The organism is Acinetobacter sp. VT 511 (assembly GCF_001077515.1).
Taxonomy (GTDB): Bacteria; Pseudomonadota; Gammaproteobacteria; order Pseudomonadales; family Moraxellaceae; genus Acinetobacter; species Acinetobacter schindleri.
The window spans coordinates 81,641-99,614 of record NZ_LFRE01000059.1; the positions used below are offsets into that span (position 1 = coordinate 81,641).

Sequence of the window (17,974 nt, forward strand, 5' to 3'; positions counted from 1 at the left end):
ATTATTGACCTAAATAGACTTTCATAATCTGCTCGCCCCACAGGAAAGCGATCCAGCCGGCAATGGCAATATAAGGACCAAAAGCAAAAGGCTGATTTTCCTTACGTACTTTTAACAGAATAATGCCAATAATTGCACCAACGAGTGATGACAATAATACAACTAGTGGCAACATTAACGGTCCCATCCAGGCACCTAAAGCAGCCAGCAATTTAAAGTCACCATAACCCATGCCTTCTTTACCAGTTACTATTTTGAACAGGTAGTACACGACCCATAAACACAGGAAGCCGATGATATAACCCCAGATGGCTGAAGTTGGTGAGGTGTAAATTGCATAGCTATTCACCCCTAAGCCTAAAGCTGCAAGTGGAAGGGTATAGCGATCTGGAAGCAGCTGGGTATCAAAGTCAATAAAGGTTAGTGCAATGAGAATATAAGTCAGCACCAGACCGAACAACATTTGTATTGTAGGACCAAATACAGCCAAAACGGTCAATGCACAAACTGCTGTTAGAATTTCAATGAATGGATAACGGGCACTAATTGGATTTTGACAGTTCGCACATTTACCACGCAAGGCTAACCAGCTGATCACGGGGATATTTTGATACCAGCGAATTGATGTATGACATTTTGGACAGGTCGACGCAGGTTTACTTAATGTGAGCTTGCTTTCATCAATGATCGGTTGATCAGGGTGTAAAAACAGCTGGCAGTCGTTACGCCATTCCTGTTCCATCATTTTAGGGGTGCGGTAAATTACGACATTCAGGAAACTACCGATACAGAGACTAAAAAGCCCGACTGCAATATAGAGCGCAGTCGGGTTTTGAGTGAAATATAAAATAAGATCTTGCATTAAACCACGGAACCCATCTGGAAAATTGGCAGGTACATTGCAATAACAAGACCACCTACAAGCACACCAAGAACGGCCATAATCAATGGCTCCATCATAGAGGTCAAACCATCAACGGCATTGTCGACTTCATTTTCATAATGGGTCGCAACTTTATCCAGCATGGCATCTAGTGCACCAGATTCTTCACCAATCGAGACCATTTGCACGGCCATAGAAGGAAACTTATTGGTAACACGCATGGCGAATTGCAGTTGTTGGCCAGTAGCAACATCCTCACGAATTTTCATTACCGCATCTTCATAAACTACATTATTTGTAGCGCCTGCAGTTGATTCCAGTGCATCAATTAATGGAACACCAGCAGCAAAAGTCGTTGCCAGAGTACGACTATAACGGGCAATAATCGCTTTATAAACCAGATCACCAAAGATAGGCGCTTTTAGTGCAGCCTTATCCAAGAAATCACGGAATTTTTTACTGCGTTTTTTTGCTTCCAGGAAAGCAGTAATGACTACACCAATCCCAATGATCAGCAGGAACCAGTATTTCTGCATCCATTCAGACATATTGACTACCATTTTTGTAAATGCTGGCAAGTCTGCACCAAATGACGAGAAGAGATCCTGGAAAACTGGAACGACTTTAACCATCAAAATAATCGTAACAATAATTGCAACAACAACCACTGTTGCTGGGTATTTCATCGCTTTTTTAATTTTCTGCTTTAACAGTTCACTTTTTTCTTTATAAATCGCAACACGATCCAGCATGGTCTCTAAAGCACCGGATTGTTCACCGGATTCAACCAGCGAACAGAATAGCTTATCAAAGTATTGAGGATACTTGCGCAGTGCACCTGCAAAGGTATTTCCGCCTTCAACCTCACCTTTAATCCCGAGTACAACCTCGCGCATTGAAGGATTTTCAAGGCCTTCCGCCACAATTTCAAAGCCTTGTACGAGTGGTACACCGGCTTTCATCATGGTAGCAAGCTGACGGGTAAAAATGGTGATATCCAGTGTGGTCACTTTTTTCTTCATCAGGCCTTCAAGAATATTCTTCTTTTTTTCTCGAATACTCTTGATACTGATACCCTGCTTACGCAATGTGACCTTGGCCAAGGCGAGGTTACGTGCAGGTATTTCCCCTTTAATCTTTATACCTTTACGGTCTACCCCTTCATAGGTGAAGGTCGGCATCATTTGACCTTTTTTCACTGAAGCCATGAGTTTATCCTTATTTTATAGCAGCACCTGATCATTCGCTGGTAACACGATTGACTTCCTGAAGAGAAGTCACCCCCTGCATTACCTTTAATAACCCTGATCGGCGTAAATTGTTAAAACCTGCGCGTGCGGAAGCTTCGGCAATCTCAATTGCATTGCCATCTTCCATAATAATACGTGAAATCTCTGGTGTCACTTTCATGACTTCATAAATACCGACTCGACCTTTATACCCTTCACGACATTCGTTACATCCGACAGGTTCAAAAATATTAAATTCCGGATTCTGTAAATCATCATCGCTAAAGCCCATTTCAAGCAGGCTCTGACGTGGAATATCTGCCGGTTTTTTGCAATGTGGACAAAGGCGACGCGCCAAACGCTGAGCAATAACCAAATTCACCGAGGTGGCAATGTTAAATGATGGCACACCCATATTACGTAAACGGGTCAGGGTTTCTGGTGCGCTGTTGGTATGTAGTGTTGACATCACCATATGACCTGTTTGTGCTGCCTTGATTGCAATCTCTGCAGTTTCCAGGTCACGGATCTCACCGACCATGACAATATCAGGATCCTGGCGCAGGAATGATTTCAATGCAGCAGAGAAGGTTAGGCCAACTTTATTATTGACGTTAACCTGATTGATCCCTTGCAAGTTAATTTCAACTGGATCTTCAGCAGTTGAAATATTGGTGTCTTCACGATTCAGGATATTTAAACCGGTATAAAGAGATACAGTTTTACCAGAGCCTGTCGGACCGGTAATTAACAGCATACCTTGAGGCTTATCTAGTGCCTCCATAAATAAGGCTTTTTGATCAGGCTCATACCCCAAAGCATCAATTCCAAGCATGGCACTCGATGGATCCAGAATACGCAGTACCAGTTTTTCCCCAAACAGGGTGGGGAGTGAGTTGACACGGAAATCGATAGCCTTATTTTTAGAGAGTTTTAACTTGATCCGGCCATCTTGAGGCACACGCTTCTCGGAAATATCCATTTGTGACATAACTTTAAGACGTGAAGCCAAACGTGTTGCAAGCTGTAAAGGTGGCGTGGCGATTTGACGCAAGACCCCGTCGACACGGTAACGCACACGGTACATTTTTTCATAAGGTTCAAAGTGTAAATCAGATGCACCCATACGGATTGCATCAATCAGTAACTTATTAATATATTTAACAATGGGTGCTTCATCACCTTTATTGTCATCCTCATCATCTTTATTCGGGTCAGAGTTATCGATATCAACATCTAGATCAAAATCATCATCAAAGTCAAAGGTGCTTTCTTCAGTAAAATTCTGCTCGATCAGTTTTTCGAGTTTATTATGTTCAACAATGATGGTTTCAATATTGAGTTTGGTCGCAAAACGGACAGCATCAATTGCTTCGATATTGGTCGGATTGCTGGTCGCGATAAACAGAATATTGCTATTTTTAAAGATTGGCAGCACGCGGTGTTTGGTAATGATCTTTTCATCAAAATCTTCGCGTACGATCAGGGCAGGATCATAGGCACTGATATCAAATAGCGGTTCACCGAATTCAAGAGAAATCGTTTCTGCGATTTTGGTTGGCGAGAGGCGGTGATGTTCAATCAGATAGGGAACAATATCAATTTTATCTTTTTTGGCACTGCTCAAAGCACCCTGCATATCTTCTGCAGATATAACTCCTTCATCGACAAGTCGACGAATAAACCCCGTAAATCTTGGAGATCCCTGAATTGCTGTCATGCTCTAATATGCCCGTGAATCAAAATTGTTTTAATTGCTTTATCAAAATTATACGTTGCTTGCGTAAAATTACCATAGCGTAAAATGCTGCCTTCTTCGCATTAATATTCAAAATACTGAATGAATCCTAAGAAGTGATCCCCATAATCTTAAGTGATAACAAAAAATGAGCAGTTTGAACAGACCTGGCACTGAAAATGCCGCAAGAAAACTCTTCTTCAAATTTTCTAATTCCGTGTAGAATGTGCCCAATTAAAGATAGGTATTCAGAATAGGTTGTTTATGTCGTTGTCGACGATTACCCCATGGGTAGTGGGTAACTGGAAAATGAACCCGCTGCAGACAGATGCGCAGACATTGCTTCGTGGGGTGAAAGATTTACTTGAATCTACACCGATTTCAGCAGAAAAGTGTCATTTAGGCGTAGCCCCTGTAGCAATTGCACTCACTCAGGTTCAGGCTGAAATGGCTTCCGCCGTTCGTCCGGTTTATGCCGTTGCTCAGGATGTATCTCGTATTGCAGGCATGGGCGCCTATACGGGCGAAGTGAGTGCAGAACTGCTGGCAGACAGTGGTATTGGTTATGTTCTGGTAGGACACTCTGAGCGTCGTGAAATCTTTGGTGAGTCACGAGAGATTCTCAATACCAAAATCAAAAATGCTTTAAATGCCGGTTTGACTGTGATTTATTGTGTAGGTGAAAGTCTGGAACAGCGTGAAGCCGGTCAGGCGGAAGCTGTGGTATTGCAGCAAATCTGTGATATCGCGGCTGTAGTTGAAGCAGAGCAATGGAAGAATATTGTAATTGCCTATGAACCGATCTGGGCGATTGGTACTGGTAAAACTGCTTCTCCGGAAGATGCACAAGCGATGCATGCTCAGATCCGTCAAGGTCTAAAACAGATTACTGGTTATGGTGAAACCACTGCAATTCTGTATGGTGGTAGTGTTAAACCTGAAAATGCAGTAGAGTTGGCAGCCTGTCCTGATATCAATGGGGCACTGGTGGGTGGTGCGTCACTCAATGCCGAGTCATTTCATAAAATTGCCCAGGCATTTGCAAATACACAATAATTAGGAGTTCAGCATGCAAACTTTTGTGCTGGTAGTACATATTATCTTAGCGATTTTGATGATTGTCTTGATTTTAGTTCAGCATGGTAAAGGTGCAGATGCTGGTGCATCTTTCGGTGGTGGCGGTGCTGCGACTGTTTTTGGTGCTTCAGGTTCAGGTAATTTCCTGACCCGTTTGACTGCAGTATTTACGGCATTGTTCTTTATTACCAGCTTGACTTTAGCGGTATTTGCCAAAAAGCAGACCACAGATGCTTATACTCTGAATAGCGTTCCAACGACTCAGACTGCACCTGCTCAATCGACTGAAACTTCACCAACTGCACCAAAAACTGGTGAATAATTTCGCCAAAGGCTTTCTTTTTGTGCATGATGCGAATAGAATGCCTGCAGCTGCGGTGGTGGTGGAATTGGTAGACACGCTACCTTGAGGTGGTAGTGCTTTCGGGCGTGGGGGTTCAAGTCCCCCCTTCCGCACCAACTTATAATCCAGAACATAAGTTGGTGTATGCAGCTAAAAAACTTCTGTTGTTGCGGGATGGAGCAGTCTGGTAGCTCGTCGGGCTCATAACCCGAAGGTCGTTGGTTCAAATCCAGCTCCCGCTACCAATCAATCCTTTTATAAAGATGCAAACTTTAAAGAGGCAACTTGAAACTAGTTTTAAGTTGAGAAGAGTTATTTGCATGTTGTTGCGGGATGGAGCAGTCTGGTAGCTCGTCGGGCTCATAACCCGAAGGTCGTTGGTTCAAATCCAGCTCCCGCTACCAATCCTTTAAAGATGCAAACTTTAAAGGCAGTTCTATGAACTGAAAAGCTTTTTGTATGCTGATGCGGGATGGAGCAGTCTGGTAGCTCGTCGGGCTCATAACCCGAAGGTCGTTGGTTCAAATCCAGCTCCCGCTACCACTTTTTGGAAAGTGTGGTTTCGTTATTTTAATCAGTTGCAAGCTCGTCGGGCTCAACTCTTTATAAAATCTCGAAGATCGTTGGATTAAAGTCCAGTGAGCGCTACCAATTTTTCAGCGACAAAAGACCAACATATCGATAGAGATAGTTTTGATTGAAAACTTATCGTCTTTTGTATATAATTTTTGCACGTTGATGCGGGATGGAGCAGTCTGGTAGCTCGTCGGGCTCATAACCCGAAGGTCGTTGGTTCAAATCCAGCTCCCGCTACCAAGTTTCTTAAAAGAGGCTCACAACTATGGTGGGCCTTTTTGCACAGTGGGATTTGAAAAAATCCGAAATTGTGCATTAATTGGGGCGATTTACGCCCTTTTTTATTGGCTATCGTGTAGTGTCGACAAAATTTGGTCATATCTCCATGTTTCACTACTACTATAGTTTGTATTGGTTTGTAGTGGTCAAATAGATCATAAAATCGCACCAGATGACGAGAGTAAATGAAGCTATCAAATAAAACTCAAGCACTTCAGGACTTGATTGCACCTGCAGTTGAAGCCTGTGATGTAGATCTTTGGGGAATCGAATTTGTTCCTCAGGGTAAACGTTCTCTATTACGTATTTATATCGACAAGCCAGTCGATGCAACTGCTGAACCGGTCATCAATGAAGACGGTGAAGTGGAGCAGGGCCGCGGAATTGGTGTGCAGGACTGCGTACGCGTTACCCAACAGGTGGGCGCGATGCTAGACGTACATGATCCGATTTCAGGTGAATATGCACTTGAAGTGTCGTCTCCAGGCTGGGACCGTCCATTCTTCCAGCTTCAGCAAATGGCAGATTATATCGGTCAGACCGTTGCCTTACGTCTGATTAGTGCGGTGGACAACCGTCGTAAATTCCAGGCAAAACTGGTTGCAGTCGACCTTGAAAATGAAATGATTCAGGTAGAAGTAGAAAAGCAGCAGGTTCTGGACATCGACAGTCACAATATCGATAAAGCAAATTTGGTCTATCAAGATTAACTAAATCAATAAGAATCTGAACGAATAGGTGACATATGGCACGTGAAATTCTTACCGTCGTTGAAACGGTTAGTAACGAAAAAGGTGTACCTCGTGAAGCAATTTTTGAAGCACTAGAACAAGCTTTAGTTGCAGCGACCAAGAAAAAGTTCTACGAAGGAACCAACTCGGAAGAAGCACGTTTACGTGTAGAAATCGATCGTAAAACTGGTGACTACCGTACTTTCCGTCAATGGGAAGTGGTTGCAGACGAAGATCATGAAATGCCAGCTTGTCAGGATGCCATCTCTGATGTTGATCCGGCAAAATGGTCAATCGGTGACATTCGTGAGCTGGAAGTTGAGTCAATCGATTTCGGTCGTATTGCTGCACAGATTGCTAAACAGGTGATTGTACAAAAGATTCGTGAAGCAGAACGTGCACTGGTTGCTGATGCTTATGAATCTAAAGTCGGTGAGCTGATCTACGGTGAAGTGAAAAAACAAACCAAAGACGGTTTCATTATTGACTTAGGGGATAATGCTGAAGCATATCTTGCACGTGAAGAAATGATTCCGAAGGAAATCCTTCGCCCGAAACAACGCGTGAATGCGATTCTTTTCAATGTCAACCGTGAAGGTCGTGGTGCTCAGCTACAGCTTTCTCGTGCTAAACCTGAAATGCTGATCGCATTGATGAAAAAAGAGATTCCAGAAATCTCGGAAGAAATCATTGAAATCAAGGCAGCCGCACGCCAGCCAGGTGTACGTGCCAAAATTGCAGTGAAAACAAATGACCACCGTATTGATCCGGTTGGTGCTTGTATTGGTATGCGTGGTACACGTATCCAGGCAGTCCAACAGGAACTCAATGGTGAGCGTATTGATGTCGTAGTATGGTCAGATGATCCTGCTCAGTACATCGCAAGCGCACTTGAACCAGCAGATGTATCCAGTATTGTTATCGATGAAGATGCACGTACTGCAGACATCATTTTCGCAACGAGTGATCAGTTGGCTCGTGCGATTGGTTCACAGGGTCAGAACGTTCGTCTGGCATCAGAACTGACTGGCTACAAGCTGGATATGATGCTGGAAGAAGAATACTACGCACGTCAACAAAGCGAAGCGCAAAAATATCTAGACATGTTTGTAACACGTCTGGATATTGCTGAAGATTTGGCTATGGCGTTGGTAGAAATGGGCTTCACCTCGCTTGAAGAAATTGCATACGTACCTGCAGAAACGTTTGATGAAATCGAACTGGATGCGGAACTGGTTGAACTACTGCAAAGCCGTGCAAAAGAAGTTGCACTTGCTGATGCATTACAACAGCAAGAAAACGTACAAGCGCCAAGTGAAGAACTTGTTGCAATGGATGGCATGACAGCAGAGATCGCGCAAGCTCTAGCAGCTCGTGGTGTGGTAACAGTGGATGACCTTGCAGATCAGGCAACTGACGATATCGCAGATATTGAAGGTTTAGGCGCTGAAAAAGCGGGTCAGCTCATTATGAAAGCGCGCGAATCATGGTTTAACTAGGAGGTAGTATATGACGGACAAGTCGATTAAAGAGTTAGCCCTCAAATTGGGTCGCCCAGTTGAGAAGCTCCTGGAACAGGTTCGTGAGGCAGGTTTACCACAGAGCAAATCTGACGAAATTATTACCGCCGAACAACAAGATCACCTGATGAGCCATGTGAAAAAATCACAAGGTTCGGATGGTCATGCAGGACAAATCACGTTGAAACGTAAAACGACCAGTACGGCTAAAGTAGCCAGTACTTCGGGTAAGGCAAAAACCATTAATGTAGAAGTTCGCAAGAAACATACATTTACTAAGCCTGATCCAGAACAAATCAAGGCAGAAGCACTGGCAAAAGCGCAAGCTGAACAGCAAGCAAAAGCTGAAGCTGAGCAAAAACCAGCAGCGCCGAAGCCAGCTGATGCACCAAAATCAGGTGCAAACAATGCCAGCAAAGCATTAGAAGCCATGCGTGCTGCTGCAAAACAAACCAGCGACAAGCAAGAAGTTTCTAAAGCGGCTGTAGTTGTAAAACGCAAATCTACAAACAAACCAATTGTGAAGCAGGTTGTTAAACCGACTGAAACTGCTGAACAGAAAAAAGCACGTGAAGCGCAAGCAGCACAACTCAAAGCTGTTGAAGAAGCTGCACGTCGTAAGGCTGCTGAAGAAGCGCAACAACGTACGCTTGAACAAATGCGTCAAATGGCGTCTAAGTACACAGCGGAAGATACAACAGCAACGATTCGTGTTGTTGATGATTCTCCTCTTGCTGCTGGTCTGGTTGGTCAAGCATACGAAGACTCTTTCGCAAAAGAAGACCGTGAAATTAAACGTGGTACGAACACGAATAATACTCGCTCATCTAAGAAAGGCGGTCGTCGTGGTGAAGAGCAATCTTTCCGTGATAACTCACATAAACGTGGTCTGAAAACAAGTCAATCGAACAAACATGGCTTCGAAAAACCTGTTAAGAAACAAGTTTATGACGTTGAAATCGGTGAAACGATTGTCGTTGCTGACCTGGCTGCGAAAATGGCAGTTAAAGTTCGTGAAGTTATCAAATCACTGATGAAAATGGGTGAATTGGTTACTCAGAACCAGGCCATTGACCAGGAAGTTGCTGCGCTGATCGTTGAAGAAATGGGCCATCATCCGGTACTGGTTTCTGAAACTGCAGCAGAAGATACGCTGATGGAACAAGCTGAAGAGGCGCGTGGTGTGCAATCTACACGTGCACCTGTTGTTACTATCATGGGGCACGTTGACCATGGTAAAACATCGCTGCTTGACCGTATCCGTCGTGCCAAAGTGGCTGCGGGTGAAGCGGGTGGTATCACACAGCATATCGGTGCTTACCACGTAACAACTGATAAAGGCATCATTACTTTCTTGGATACTCCGGGACACGCAGCATTTACAGCAATGCGTTCACGTGGTGCGAAAGCGACTGATATCGTGGTGTTAGTTGTGGCGGCAGATGATGGTGTAATGCCACAAACTGCTGAAGCAATTGACCATGCGCGTGCTGCGGGTACGCCAATCATCGTTGCGATCAATAAAATGGATAAAGAATCTGCTGATCCAGATCGCGTATTGAATGAATTGACGACCAAAGAAATCGTACCTGAACAGTGGGGCGGTGACGTTCCTGTGGCAATGGTTTCTGCGCACACAGGTGCCGGTATCGACGAGCTTCTTGATCTGATTTTAATTCAGGCTGAACTTCTAGAGCTTAAAGCTTCTGAAGAAGGTGCTGCACAAGGTGTCGTTATTGAAGCACGTGTTGATAACTCTCGTGGTGCAGTAACCTCGATCCTTGTACAAAACGGTACCTTGAAAGTAGGTGATCTTGTTCTTGCAGGTTCATCATACGGCCGCGTTCGTGCCATGACAGATGAAAACGGTAAACGTATTCAATCTGCAGGTCCTTCGATTCCAGTAGAAATCTTGGGTCTTCCAGAAGCGCCAATGGCAGGTGACGAAGTTCTTGTTGTGAATGACGAGAAAAAAGCACGTGAAGTTGCTGATGCGCGTATGGATCGTGAACGTCAAAAGCGTCTTGAGCGTCAATCTGCAATGCGCCTTGAAAACATCATGGCATCAATGGGCAAGAAAGATGTGCCGATTGTGAATGTGGTTCTGAAAACTGATGTACGTGGTACATTGGAAGCATTACACGTTGCGCTTGCTGACCTTGCAACCGACGAAGTTAAAGTACGTATTATTGGTTCAGGTGTCGGTGCAATCACCGAGTCTGACGTAACACTTGCTGAATCTTCTGAAGCTGTACTTCTAGGCTTTAACGTTCGTGCCGACAACACTGCCCGTCAAAAAGCAGATGCTGACAGTATCGATATCCGTTACTACTCAGTAATCTACCAGTTGATCGACGATGTGAAAGCAGCCATGAGCGGTAAGCTTGCACCTGAACACCGTGAAACAATTCTTGGTGTTGCGCAAGTACGTGAAGTATTCCACTCTAGTAAATTTGGTGCAGCTGCGGGCTGTATGGTACTTGAGGGTACTTTACACCGTAACAAACCGATTCGCGTATTACGTGATGACGTAGTTGTGTTCCAAGGTGAACTTGAATCTCTACGTCGCTATAAAGAAGTGGTTGAAGAAGTTCGTGCGGGTATGGAATGTGGTCTTGCAGTGAAAGGCTATAAAGACATCAAACCTCTCGACAAGATCGAAGTGTATGATGTTCAACTGATTAAACGGAGTCTTTAATGGCGGGTAGTCAGCGTCTTAAGCGTATGGCTGATACAGTTCAGAGAGAACTCTCTGAACTGATTCGTCAGGAGCTTAAAGATCCACGTCTGGGTGGTCTGGTGACCATCTCGGCGGTGAAAGTCAGCCCTGATTTAGGCTATGCTGAAGTTTATGTGACTGTAATGGGTCGTGAACTGGGTGATGAGCAAAGTGAAGCGGCAAATAAAGAAACGCTGGATGTATTAAACAAAGCGTCTGGTTTCTTGCGCCACGAACTAAGCCGTCGTATCAAGACACGTATTACGCCACGTCTGCGTTTCCATTACGACAAAACCAATGCATATGGTAACTATATGTTTGGTCTGATTGCTGAAGCTGTGAAGGATTTACCTCCAGCTGAAGACAAAAAAGATGAAGAATAAGCACTGATCAAGTGCAATAAAAAAGCCACCTTCGGGTGGCTTTTTTATTGGGCAGAGGAATAAAGAAAAAGGAGTTTCGCTTATTTATACCCTCTTTTTATTTTTTTTCCAGAAGGAAAATAGAGGGAAATGAAAGCGCTTACTATTTTAAATCATCATCGCAGTTTTTCTTTTCAAAAAAAGCACGACGACGGGTTTTCTGCCAGGGTAGGGGACGTTCCAGTGCTTCCGGTACTTCACCACTCATCGAGCGCAAACGTAAGTGCAGTGCTGCCTGAGCCATCAGGTTGGCCGAAACGGGTGCTGTAATAAAGGCAAACAGGGTAATCAGTACTTCAGCAAAACCAAAACGACCAAAGCTTGCAGAATAGATCATGGCAGCAATCAGGAAGCTACCGAGGCCCAAGGTGCTCGACTTGGTCGGTGCATGCAGGCGCATAAACAGGTCGGGTAATCGAACCATACCAATCCCGCCGACCAGCATAAAGAATGAACCGATCAGCAGGAAAATCGAGATCAGAATTTCTAGGTATAATTGCATCTGAGAACTCCTAATCGATCACATGGCCAGTGGTAAAGTAACGTGCCAGCGCAGCCGTAGAGACGAAACCTAACATTGCCACGAGTAAAGCACCTTCAAACATAAAGGTACTGGCCCAGTAAATACCGAGGATGACGACCAGACAGGTAGCATTCAGGAACAGGGTATCCAGAGCCAATAGTCGGTCCACAATTGAGGGTCCTATGACCAGACGTGCCAGACACAGGAACATGGAAATGGTCACGGCACCCAGACAAATCAGTAAGGCATAAGGCAAAATCGTCATGCATTTTCTCCAGTCTGAGCGCTAAAAATCTCAATCAGTGGACGTTCATAGCGCTGTTTGATAACTTCAATCTCAGCAGCTTCATCGTCGGTACTTAAGGCATGCACCAGAATGTCGCCACGATCCTGATCAATTCCGGCAGATACCGTACCTGGCGTTGTGGTAATGATCATTGCCAGTAAGGCATTTACTTCTTCATGTTCAGTATCCAAAGGAACACGGAACCATTTGGGATGCAAATTCTTGGTTGGTCCTAAGACCAGAATAGCGACTTTAATATTGGCAACAATAACGTCCCAGATCACCACAAAGAACAGACGAATGGCGGGTAGCCAGTGAATATTCGGTGTGTAGTCAATAAACCGGAATACCATTCGTGGGATTAGTACTGCAAGGACTAATGCGGTGACTAGTGTACCGGCATCTAGACTATGATTGAGTAAAGACCAGCTTACTCCGACAATGACGGAAACCAGTGGATGAGGGAACCAGCGGCGTAAGAACGATGCTTTCATTATGGTCCCTCCTGCGGTTTAAGCTGGTTATCGCTTGGCGCATTTTTCTGTTCAATATACTGTTCATTGATCTGACGCTGTTTGAATTCAGAAATATTTTCACCTTCTAAAGTTGCCGGTGAAATTACATATGGAATCAGATGTGCATTTGGATCTGGATTTTCTCCACCATATTTGGTTTCAGGCAAATATTCCGGATCAAATGGCTGTACGCTAATGACCTTGCCTTCAGCATCACGTTTCAATAATGCCGCTTCATAGACTGGATTATCTTTAATTTGTACAGCAGTGCGATACACATAATTATAGACAGGTGAAGCAAATACCACATAGGCTGTCAGTCCGGCGAGCAACAGGTAAATCACCTTATCATTACGCAAAGGTGCCCGGCTTGGCAGGGTTTCGTACTGGGTAAAGGCTTCAGAATGGACATTATCATCCGGTTTGCTGGCGCGCCAGAACAGGATAAAACCAACCCGGGTAAAGGCTAGAATACTCAGCAAGCTAACCAGTAGCACCGTAATAATGATGATCATCTGATAAGGCGAGCCTGTCGTAGCCTGCAAGATAAAGACCTTACCGAAGAAACCACTAAATGGTGGCAGACCGGCCATCATCAAGGCAATGATAAAGTAGACTATCGATACCAGGGTATTCTGTTTCATCTGTGGTGCGATTTTAAAATGATCTTTAAATTCACCACGCTGAGAGGTGATCCAGCCGCTAAGCATATAGAAAGCAGCAGCAATCACGGTACTGTGCACCATATAGTACAAACCACCAGCCCAAGCTGCTGAATTATTCAAGGCAATTGCAATCAGAATAGTACCCACTGAAGACAGCAGCATAAAACCAATAAAGCGACGCAAACGATCTGTGCCAATAGCAGCCACAGCACCATATAAGGAGGTGATTAGACCGATGACCATCAGACAGTTCATCAGAATCTGATGGCTGTATTCATCATCAAAGACCGTACCATTGACCCGCAGGATGGCATAAATACCCACCTTGGTCATGATGGTAAACAGGGCCGCTACCGGTGTTGTTGCCACTGCATACGTTTTCGGGAGCCAGAATCCGACAGGCAGCATGGCAGCCTTGATCCCAAACACCACAAATAACAGCAGCGCACCAGCAACTGCAATTTTATGCTGATCGTTTTCCAGCGTTGGCATCAGTCGGGCAACGTCGGCCATATTCAGGCTGCCAACACTGCCGTAGATCATGCCTAAGCCAATCAGAAACAGGGCAGAAGCCAGCAGGTTAATTGTGACATAGTGAATACCCAGCTGGAAACGAGCCTTGCCTTGACCATGCAGAAGCAGGACATAAGATGCCATCAACAGGATTTCAAAGAATACAAACAGGTTGAACAAGTCACCTGTTAGGAAAGCTCCACTGAGTCCCATCAAAAGGAAATGCATCATGGCATGGAAATAACGTCCGCGCATGTCCCAGTCACGACTGGCATACCAGATAATCGGCACAGCCAGTGCATAGGTCAGTACCAGCATCAAGGCAGACAGCTGATCCAGAACCAGTACAATTCCAAATGGAGCAGACCATTCACTTAGGGTATAAACACTGATTTGTCCCTGACTGGTGCTTATCAAGTAACTGATCGAAACCACCAGGCCGAGCAGCGTCGAGACATGGCTGATGCCACGACGCCAAGGTTGACGCCAGTCTGTCGCTAGTGAACCTGCACCAGGATTGCCTAATAACAGCAGAATGAATGCAGTGAATGCTGGCAGGAGAATACTGAAAATAGGTGTATGTTGGACCCAGAAATTATAAAGATCAGTCATTAAGGCTCATCCTCACGTGGGTCATGGTTTGGTATTTCTTCTTTGGAATCAACGTGGTCTGTCCCTGATTCATAACGGCTGCGAAGTGCCAGCTGAACAATGAATGCCGTGGTGGCAAATCCGATTACAATAGCAGTCAGTACCAATGCCTGTGGCAGTGGGTCCGTAGTTTTGGTGGTTTCTGTAAGGACTGCAGGTGCATTGAGCTGAATACGTCCCATGGCAAACAGAAACAGGTTGACGGCATAACCGATCATTGCCAGACCCAATACTACAGGGAAGGTACGGGCACGCAGGATCAGGTAGATCCCGGTTGCTGTCAGGAGTCCAATTGCAGAGACCAATAAAAATTCTAGACTGATCATTGCATTATCCTCTTGGTACCGGGCCAGTCATAGACGAGTGACGTGAATCCCCAAGCACAGAAATCATTAACATGGTCGCGCCGACCACGGTGACATAAACCCCGACGTCGAACAGCGCTGCAGAAGCCAGATGCATATCGCCCAGTATTGGGGGATGGACATAAATATGCGCACTGGTCAGGAATGGACGTGACCAGAACCATGCAGCAACACCAGTTAGGCCAGCAAACATCAAACCGCTACCAATCCAGATTTCATAGAGACGACCAGATTTGGCACCCAGCATTTTTTCTGCATGATCCTGACCGATGGCAATGTACTGAATAATCAAGGCTAAAGAAGTCACCAGGCCTGCGATAAAACCACCGCCAGGCTGGTTATGGCCGCGCATGAAAATATACAAGCTCACCACCAGCGCAACTGGCAAAATCCAGGAAGCAGTAATTCGCAGCATCAGCGGGGAGGGGTTAAAACGATAAGTCAAACCTTGAGTCATGGTAGTACCATGGGCACGCATACCATCCATCAGGCTCAATACGCCAATCGCCGCAATACCGAGTACAGTGATTTCACCAAAGGTATCGAAACCACGGAAATCCACCAGAATCACGTTCACCACATTGGTCCCGCCGCCGAGCGGTATTGACTGCTGGGCAAAGAACCAGGAAATTGAATTATGATCTCGGGTCATGACGAGCCAGGCTACCCAGGCAATACTCAGACCACCCGTAATTGCAATAATGGCATCGCGCCAGCGTCGGGTCGGGCTGGATTCATAAGGGGTAAGCTGTGGTAATAGAGACAGGCTCATCAGCAGCAATACTGTGGTAACTACATCAACGGTAATCTGGGTCAGGGCCAAATCTGGTGCCGAGAAACCGATAAAGATCATGGTCACGACCAGACCTACTGCACCGCTGATCAGTACGGCTTTAATCCGCTCGTGATGGAACCACAGCATCATCCAGCAGGCTGAGAATAATAGCAGCCATAAGATAATCGCTAAAGCCGGTGCATGAGTCAGTTCACGTGCGCCAGTACCAATCTGATGGGTCAGCAAAGGTACAGCAACCAGACCGATGGTAAAGATCACAATCCACAGCAGATAGCTTTGCAGTTTGCCATTTTCAGTGGCACGGCGGAAATGACGTGAATTTAGCAATAATGATTTTAAGAACAGATCAAATAAAATCCGGCCCTGAAATTTGCCCAAGCTTGGATCAAGATCAATTTCACGAATCAAGCCACCTTTGGCCAGCGAGAAATAGAACAAGATTCCGCCAATCAGGGCGATTACGCTCATTAAAAGTGGTGCGTTAAAACCATGCCAGATGGCAAGGTGGGTGCCTTCAAATGCCAGGTTTTGTGTGGCAGCCCGGGTAGTGCTATTAACAATTTTCTCAACCAGTAAGGCAGGCAAAATACCGACCAGAATACATAAGGTTGCCAGTAAAGTTGCTGGCGCACGCATGCCAAATGGGGGTTCATGCGCATTTTTATTCGGTACATGGCGTCCAATTGGACCATCGAAGAATACGCCGTGAACCAGACGAATCGAATAGGCTACCGCGAAAATACTGGCTAAAGTCGCGACAATGGCAGAGCCAATCATCACTGGACCACTTAGGTTGGCCAGCAGTTCAGTAAAGAACATTTCCTTGGACAGGAAACCATTCGTTAATGGGACACCTGCCATTGAGGCAGCAGTGATCATGGTAAGTGTTGCAGTAAAAGGCAGTAATTGCCATAAGCCGGACAACTTGCGTAAGTCGCGTGTACCCGATTCATGGTCAATAATGCCGGCAATCATAAACAGTGCAGCTTTAAAGGTTGCATGGTTAATGATATGGAAAATTGCAGCAGCCACCGCGAGTGGTGAACCAATCCCCAGCAGACACATGATCAGGCCAAGATGACTGATGGTTGAATAGGCCAGCAAGCCTTTCAGGTCTTCCTTAAAGATGGCAAAAAAGGCTGCGATGCACAGGGTAAATAGACCGATAAACGTAACAATATTATGGAAAAGTGCCGCACCAGCAAAAATTGGCAACAAGCGTGCGACCAGAAATAAGCCCGCTTTTACCATCGTGGCAGAATGCAGATAAGCAGATACCGGTGTCGGTGCTGCCATGGCATTTGGCAGCCAGAAATGGAAAGGAAACTGCGCACTTTTGGTAAAGGCACCCAGCAAAATCAGCAGCAGGGTAGGTACAAACAGGCTATGCGATTGGATCAGCTCGGTCATCCCAAGGATCTGATCAATCTGATAAGTTCCTGTGATCTCGCCCAGTAAAACGAAACCACCGAGCATTGCCAGACCACCCATGCCGGTAATGGTCAACGCCATGCGCGAGCCACGTTGGGCCACTTCATAATTGCTCCAGTAACCAACCAGCAAGAACGAGGAGATACTGGTCAGTTCCCAGAAAATTAATAAAATAATCAGGTTATTCGACAAGGAAATGCCGAGCATGGCTGCCATGAACAGCATCAGCAGGATATAAAGTTTGCTGAGGGAGTTCTTCGGACTTAAATAATAGTAGGCATAAATAAAAATCAGGGTGCCGATGCCACTGATCAGCAGAGCAAATAACAGCCCCAGAGAATCCAGGCGGAAACTGAAATCAATACCAAGTTGAGGCAGCCATGACCAGCTTTCGCTAATGACTGCGCCATCTAGCACCGCAGGTGCCTGGCTGAGTAATAATGCAAAACTGCTGAGGCTGACACCAATGGCCCCTAAGGCCGTTACCCCGCGCGAAAATCTTTTCAGCCACGAGACAAGGGTTGTGCCTAATACTAACGGTAACAATATAATAATCGGCAGCACACTCGTATCCATTGTCGTGAGTTAGGTCGTCATGAACCTAGGGTGAATCTTTATCTTTCAAGGATTACAGGAATGCAAGGAGCAGCCCAAATTTCTCAATCTTGAAAGCCAAATCGTATTCAAAGAATAAAAAACAGTTGTATTGCGC

The 17,974-nt window shown here is 45.3% G+C and carries 15 protein-coding genes and 5 tRNA genes; 11 read left to right on the forward strand and 9 right to left on the reverse strand.

Going from position 1 to position 17,974, the window contains the following annotated elements; genetic code table 11:
• Position 1: 1 nt before the first annotated feature.
• The 3 genes from ACS72_RS18880 to pilB are packed head-to-tail and all read right to left on the reverse strand — an operon-like array spanning position 2 to position 3,832.
• Positions 2–862: an A24 family peptidase gene (locus tag ACS72_RS18880; protein ID WP_004896340.1), complete on the reverse strand. Its 861-nt coding sequence runs from the start codon at positions 860–862 to the stop codon at positions 2–4.
• Positions 862–2,091, reverse strand: coding sequence for a type II secretion system F family protein (locus ACS72_RS07570; RefSeq protein ID WP_004810078.1), 1,230 nt, complete (start codon positions 2,089–2,091; stop codon positions 862–864). Before ACS72_RS07570 ends, ACS72_RS18880 begins: the two co-directional genes overlap by 1 nt.
• Positions 2,092–2,122: 31 nt before the next feature.
• A complete protein-coding gene (pilB, locus tag ACS72_RS07575; RefSeq protein ID WP_048881746.1) occupies positions 2,123–3,832 on the reverse strand; it encodes a type IV-A pilus assembly ATPase PilB in 1,710 nt (569 codons plus the stop codon).
• A 282-nt stretch (positions 3,833–4,114) separates the two neighbouring features.
• On the opposite strand from pilB, the gene tpiA reads away from it, so the two are divergent.
• From tpiA to ACS72_RS07630, 11 genes are all read left to right on the forward strand, one after another.
• Complete coding sequence (gene tpiA, locus ACS72_RS07580; RefSeq protein WP_004896332.1) at positions 4,115–4,906, forward strand: triose-phosphate isomerase; 792 nt, start codon at positions 4,115–4,117, stop codon at positions 4,904–4,906.
• A gap of 13 nt (positions 4,907–4,919) precedes the next feature.
• A complete protein-coding gene (gene secG / locus ACS72_RS07585; RefSeq protein ID WP_004810073.1) occupies positions 4,920–5,249 on the forward strand; it encodes a preprotein translocase subunit SecG in 330 nt (109 codons plus the stop codon).
• Positions 5,250–5,301: 52 nt separating this feature from the next.
• A tRNA-Leu gene (locus tag ACS72_RS07590) sits at positions 5,302–5,386 on the forward strand.
• A 52-nt stretch (positions 5,387–5,438) separates the two neighbouring features.
• A tRNA-Met gene (locus ACS72_RS07595) sits at positions 5,439–5,515 on the forward strand.
• Positions 5,516–5,597: 82 nt separating this feature from the next.
• Positions 5,598–5,674, forward strand: a tRNA-Met gene (locus ACS72_RS07600).
• 62 nt (positions 5,675–5,736) lie between these two features.
• Positions 5,737–5,813 (forward strand) — tRNA-Met (locus tag ACS72_RS07605).
• Between the two features lie 196 nt (positions 5,814–6,009).
• Positions 6,010–6,086, forward strand: a tRNA-Met gene (locus ACS72_RS07610).
• A 224-nt stretch (positions 6,087–6,310) separates the two neighbouring features.
• Entirely contained in the window at positions 6,311–6,835 is a 525-nt protein-coding gene (rimP, locus tag ACS72_RS07615) for a ribosome maturation factor RimP (protein WP_004896325.1), read from the forward strand.
• A 35-nt stretch (positions 6,836–6,870) separates the two neighbouring features.
• Positions 6,871–8,355, forward strand: coding sequence for a transcription termination factor NusA (nusA, locus tag ACS72_RS07620; protein WP_004810069.1), 1,485 nt, complete (start codon positions 6,871–6,873; stop codon positions 8,353–8,355).
• 10 nt (positions 8,356–8,365) lie between these two features.
• Positions 8,366–11,074 carry a translation initiation factor IF-2 gene (gene infB / locus ACS72_RS07625; RefSeq protein ID WP_048881747.1) on the forward strand — a complete coding sequence of 903 codons (2,709 nt, stop codon included), beginning with the start codon at positions 8,366–8,368 and terminating at the stop codon, positions 11,072–11,074.
• Positions 11,074–11,478: a ribosome-binding factor A gene (locus ACS72_RS07630; protein WP_004810065.1), complete on the forward strand. Its 405-nt coding sequence runs from the start codon at positions 11,074–11,076 to the stop codon at positions 11,476–11,478. Before infB ends, ACS72_RS07630 begins: the two co-directional genes overlap by 1 nt.
• A gap of 142 nt (positions 11,479–11,620) precedes the next feature.
• Here the strand turns inward: ACS72_RS07630 and ACS72_RS07635 are convergent, their stop codons facing one another.
• Genes ACS72_RS07635 through ACS72_RS07660 form a run of 6 tightly spaced genes read right to left on the reverse strand, consistent with a single transcriptional unit; the run spans position 11,621 to position 17,838 of the window.
• Positions 11,621–12,019 carry a Na+/H+ antiporter subunit G gene (locus ACS72_RS07635; RefSeq protein WP_004810062.1) on the reverse strand — a complete coding sequence of 133 codons (399 nt, stop codon included), beginning with the start codon at positions 12,017–12,019 and terminating at the stop codon, positions 11,621–11,623.
• Between the two features lie 10 nt (positions 12,020–12,029).
• Positions 12,030–12,305 (reverse strand): monovalent cation/H+ antiporter subunit F, encoded by a 276-nt coding sequence (locus ACS72_RS07640; protein WP_004810060.1) that lies wholly within the window; start codon positions 12,303–12,305, stop codon positions 12,030–12,032.
• A complete protein-coding gene (locus ACS72_RS07645) occupies positions 12,302–12,820 on the reverse strand; it encodes a Na+/H+ antiporter subunit E (protein ID WP_004896311.1) in 519 nt (172 codons plus the stop codon). The genes ACS72_RS07640 and ACS72_RS07645 overlap by 4 nt, the downstream gene beginning before the upstream one ends.
• Positions 12,820–14,631 carry a monovalent cation/H+ antiporter subunit D gene (locus ACS72_RS07650; protein ID WP_048881748.1) on the reverse strand — a complete coding sequence of 604 codons (1,812 nt, stop codon included), beginning with the start codon at positions 14,629–14,631 and terminating at the stop codon, positions 12,820–12,822. The genes ACS72_RS07645 and ACS72_RS07650 overlap by 1 nt, the downstream gene beginning before the upstream one ends.
• Positions 14,631–14,996 carry a Na+/H+ antiporter subunit C gene (locus tag ACS72_RS07655; RefSeq protein WP_004896306.1) on the reverse strand — a complete coding sequence of 122 codons (366 nt, stop codon included), beginning with the start codon at positions 14,994–14,996 and terminating at the stop codon, positions 14,631–14,633. The genes ACS72_RS07650 and ACS72_RS07655 overlap by 1 nt, the downstream gene beginning before the upstream one ends.
• Positions 14,997–15,000: 4 nt before the next feature.
• The gene (locus ACS72_RS07660; protein WP_048881749.1) at positions 15,001–17,838 is read right to left on the reverse strand and encodes a monovalent cation/H+ antiporter subunit A; all 2,838 of its coding nucleotides are present in this window, start codon (positions 17,836–17,838) and stop codon (positions 15,001–15,003) included.
• Positions 17,839–17,974: the final 136 nt, after the last annotated feature.

Excerpts from the sequence above, each read along its gene's own strand:
- ACS72_RS18880 (WP_004896340.1), bottom strand. The coding sequence starts at position 862 with ATGCAAGATCTTATTTTATATTTCACTCAAAACCCGACTGCGCTCTAT.
- ACS72_RS07570 (WP_004810078.1), bottom strand. The coding sequence starts at position 2,091 with ATGGCTTCAGTGAAAAAAGGTCAAATGATGCCGACCTTCACCTATGAA.
- pilB (WP_048881746.1), bottom strand. The coding sequence starts at position 3,832 with ATGACAGCAATTCAGGGATCTCCAAGATTTACGGGGTTTATTCGTCGA.
- tpiA (WP_004896332.1), top strand. The coding sequence starts at position 4,115 with ATGTCGTTGTCGACGATTACCCCATGGGTAGTGGGTAACTGGAAAATG.
- secG (WP_004810073.1), top strand. The coding sequence starts at position 4,920 with ATGCAAACTTTTGTGCTGGTAGTACATATTATCTTAGCGATTTTGATG.
- rimP (WP_004896325.1), top strand. The coding sequence starts at position 6,311 with ATGAAGCTATCAAATAAAACTCAAGCACTTCAGGACTTGATTGCACCT.
- nusA (WP_004810069.1), top strand. The coding sequence starts at position 6,871 with ATGGCACGTGAAATTCTTACCGTCGTTGAAACGGTTAGTAACGAAAAA.
- infB (WP_048881747.1), top strand. The coding sequence starts at position 8,366 with ATGACGGACAAGTCGATTAAAGAGTTAGCCCTCAAATTGGGTCGCCCA.
- ACS72_RS07630 (WP_004810065.1), top strand. The coding sequence starts at position 11,074 with ATGGCGGGTAGTCAGCGTCTTAAGCGTATGGCTGATACAGTTCAGAGA.
- ACS72_RS07635 (WP_004810062.1), bottom strand. The coding sequence starts at position 12,019 with ATGCAATTATACCTAGAAATTCTGATCTCGATTTTCCTGCTGATCGGT.
- ACS72_RS07640 (WP_004810060.1), bottom strand. The coding sequence starts at position 12,305 with ATGACGATTTTGCCTTATGCCTTACTGATTTGTCTGGGTGCCGTGACC.
- ACS72_RS07645 (WP_004896311.1), bottom strand. The coding sequence starts at position 12,820 with ATGAAAGCATCGTTCTTACGCCGCTGGTTCCCTCATCCACTGGTTTCC.
- ACS72_RS07650 (WP_048881748.1), bottom strand. The coding sequence starts at position 14,631 with ATGACTGATCTTTATAATTTCTGGGTCCAACATACACCTATTTTCAGT.
- ACS72_RS07655 (WP_004896306.1), bottom strand. The coding sequence starts at position 14,996 with ATGATCAGTCTAGAATTTTTATTGGTCTCTGCAATTGGACTCCTGACA.
- ACS72_RS07660 (WP_048881749.1), bottom strand. The coding sequence starts at position 17,838 with ATGGATACGAGTGTGCTGCCGATTATTATATTGTTACCGTTAGTATTA.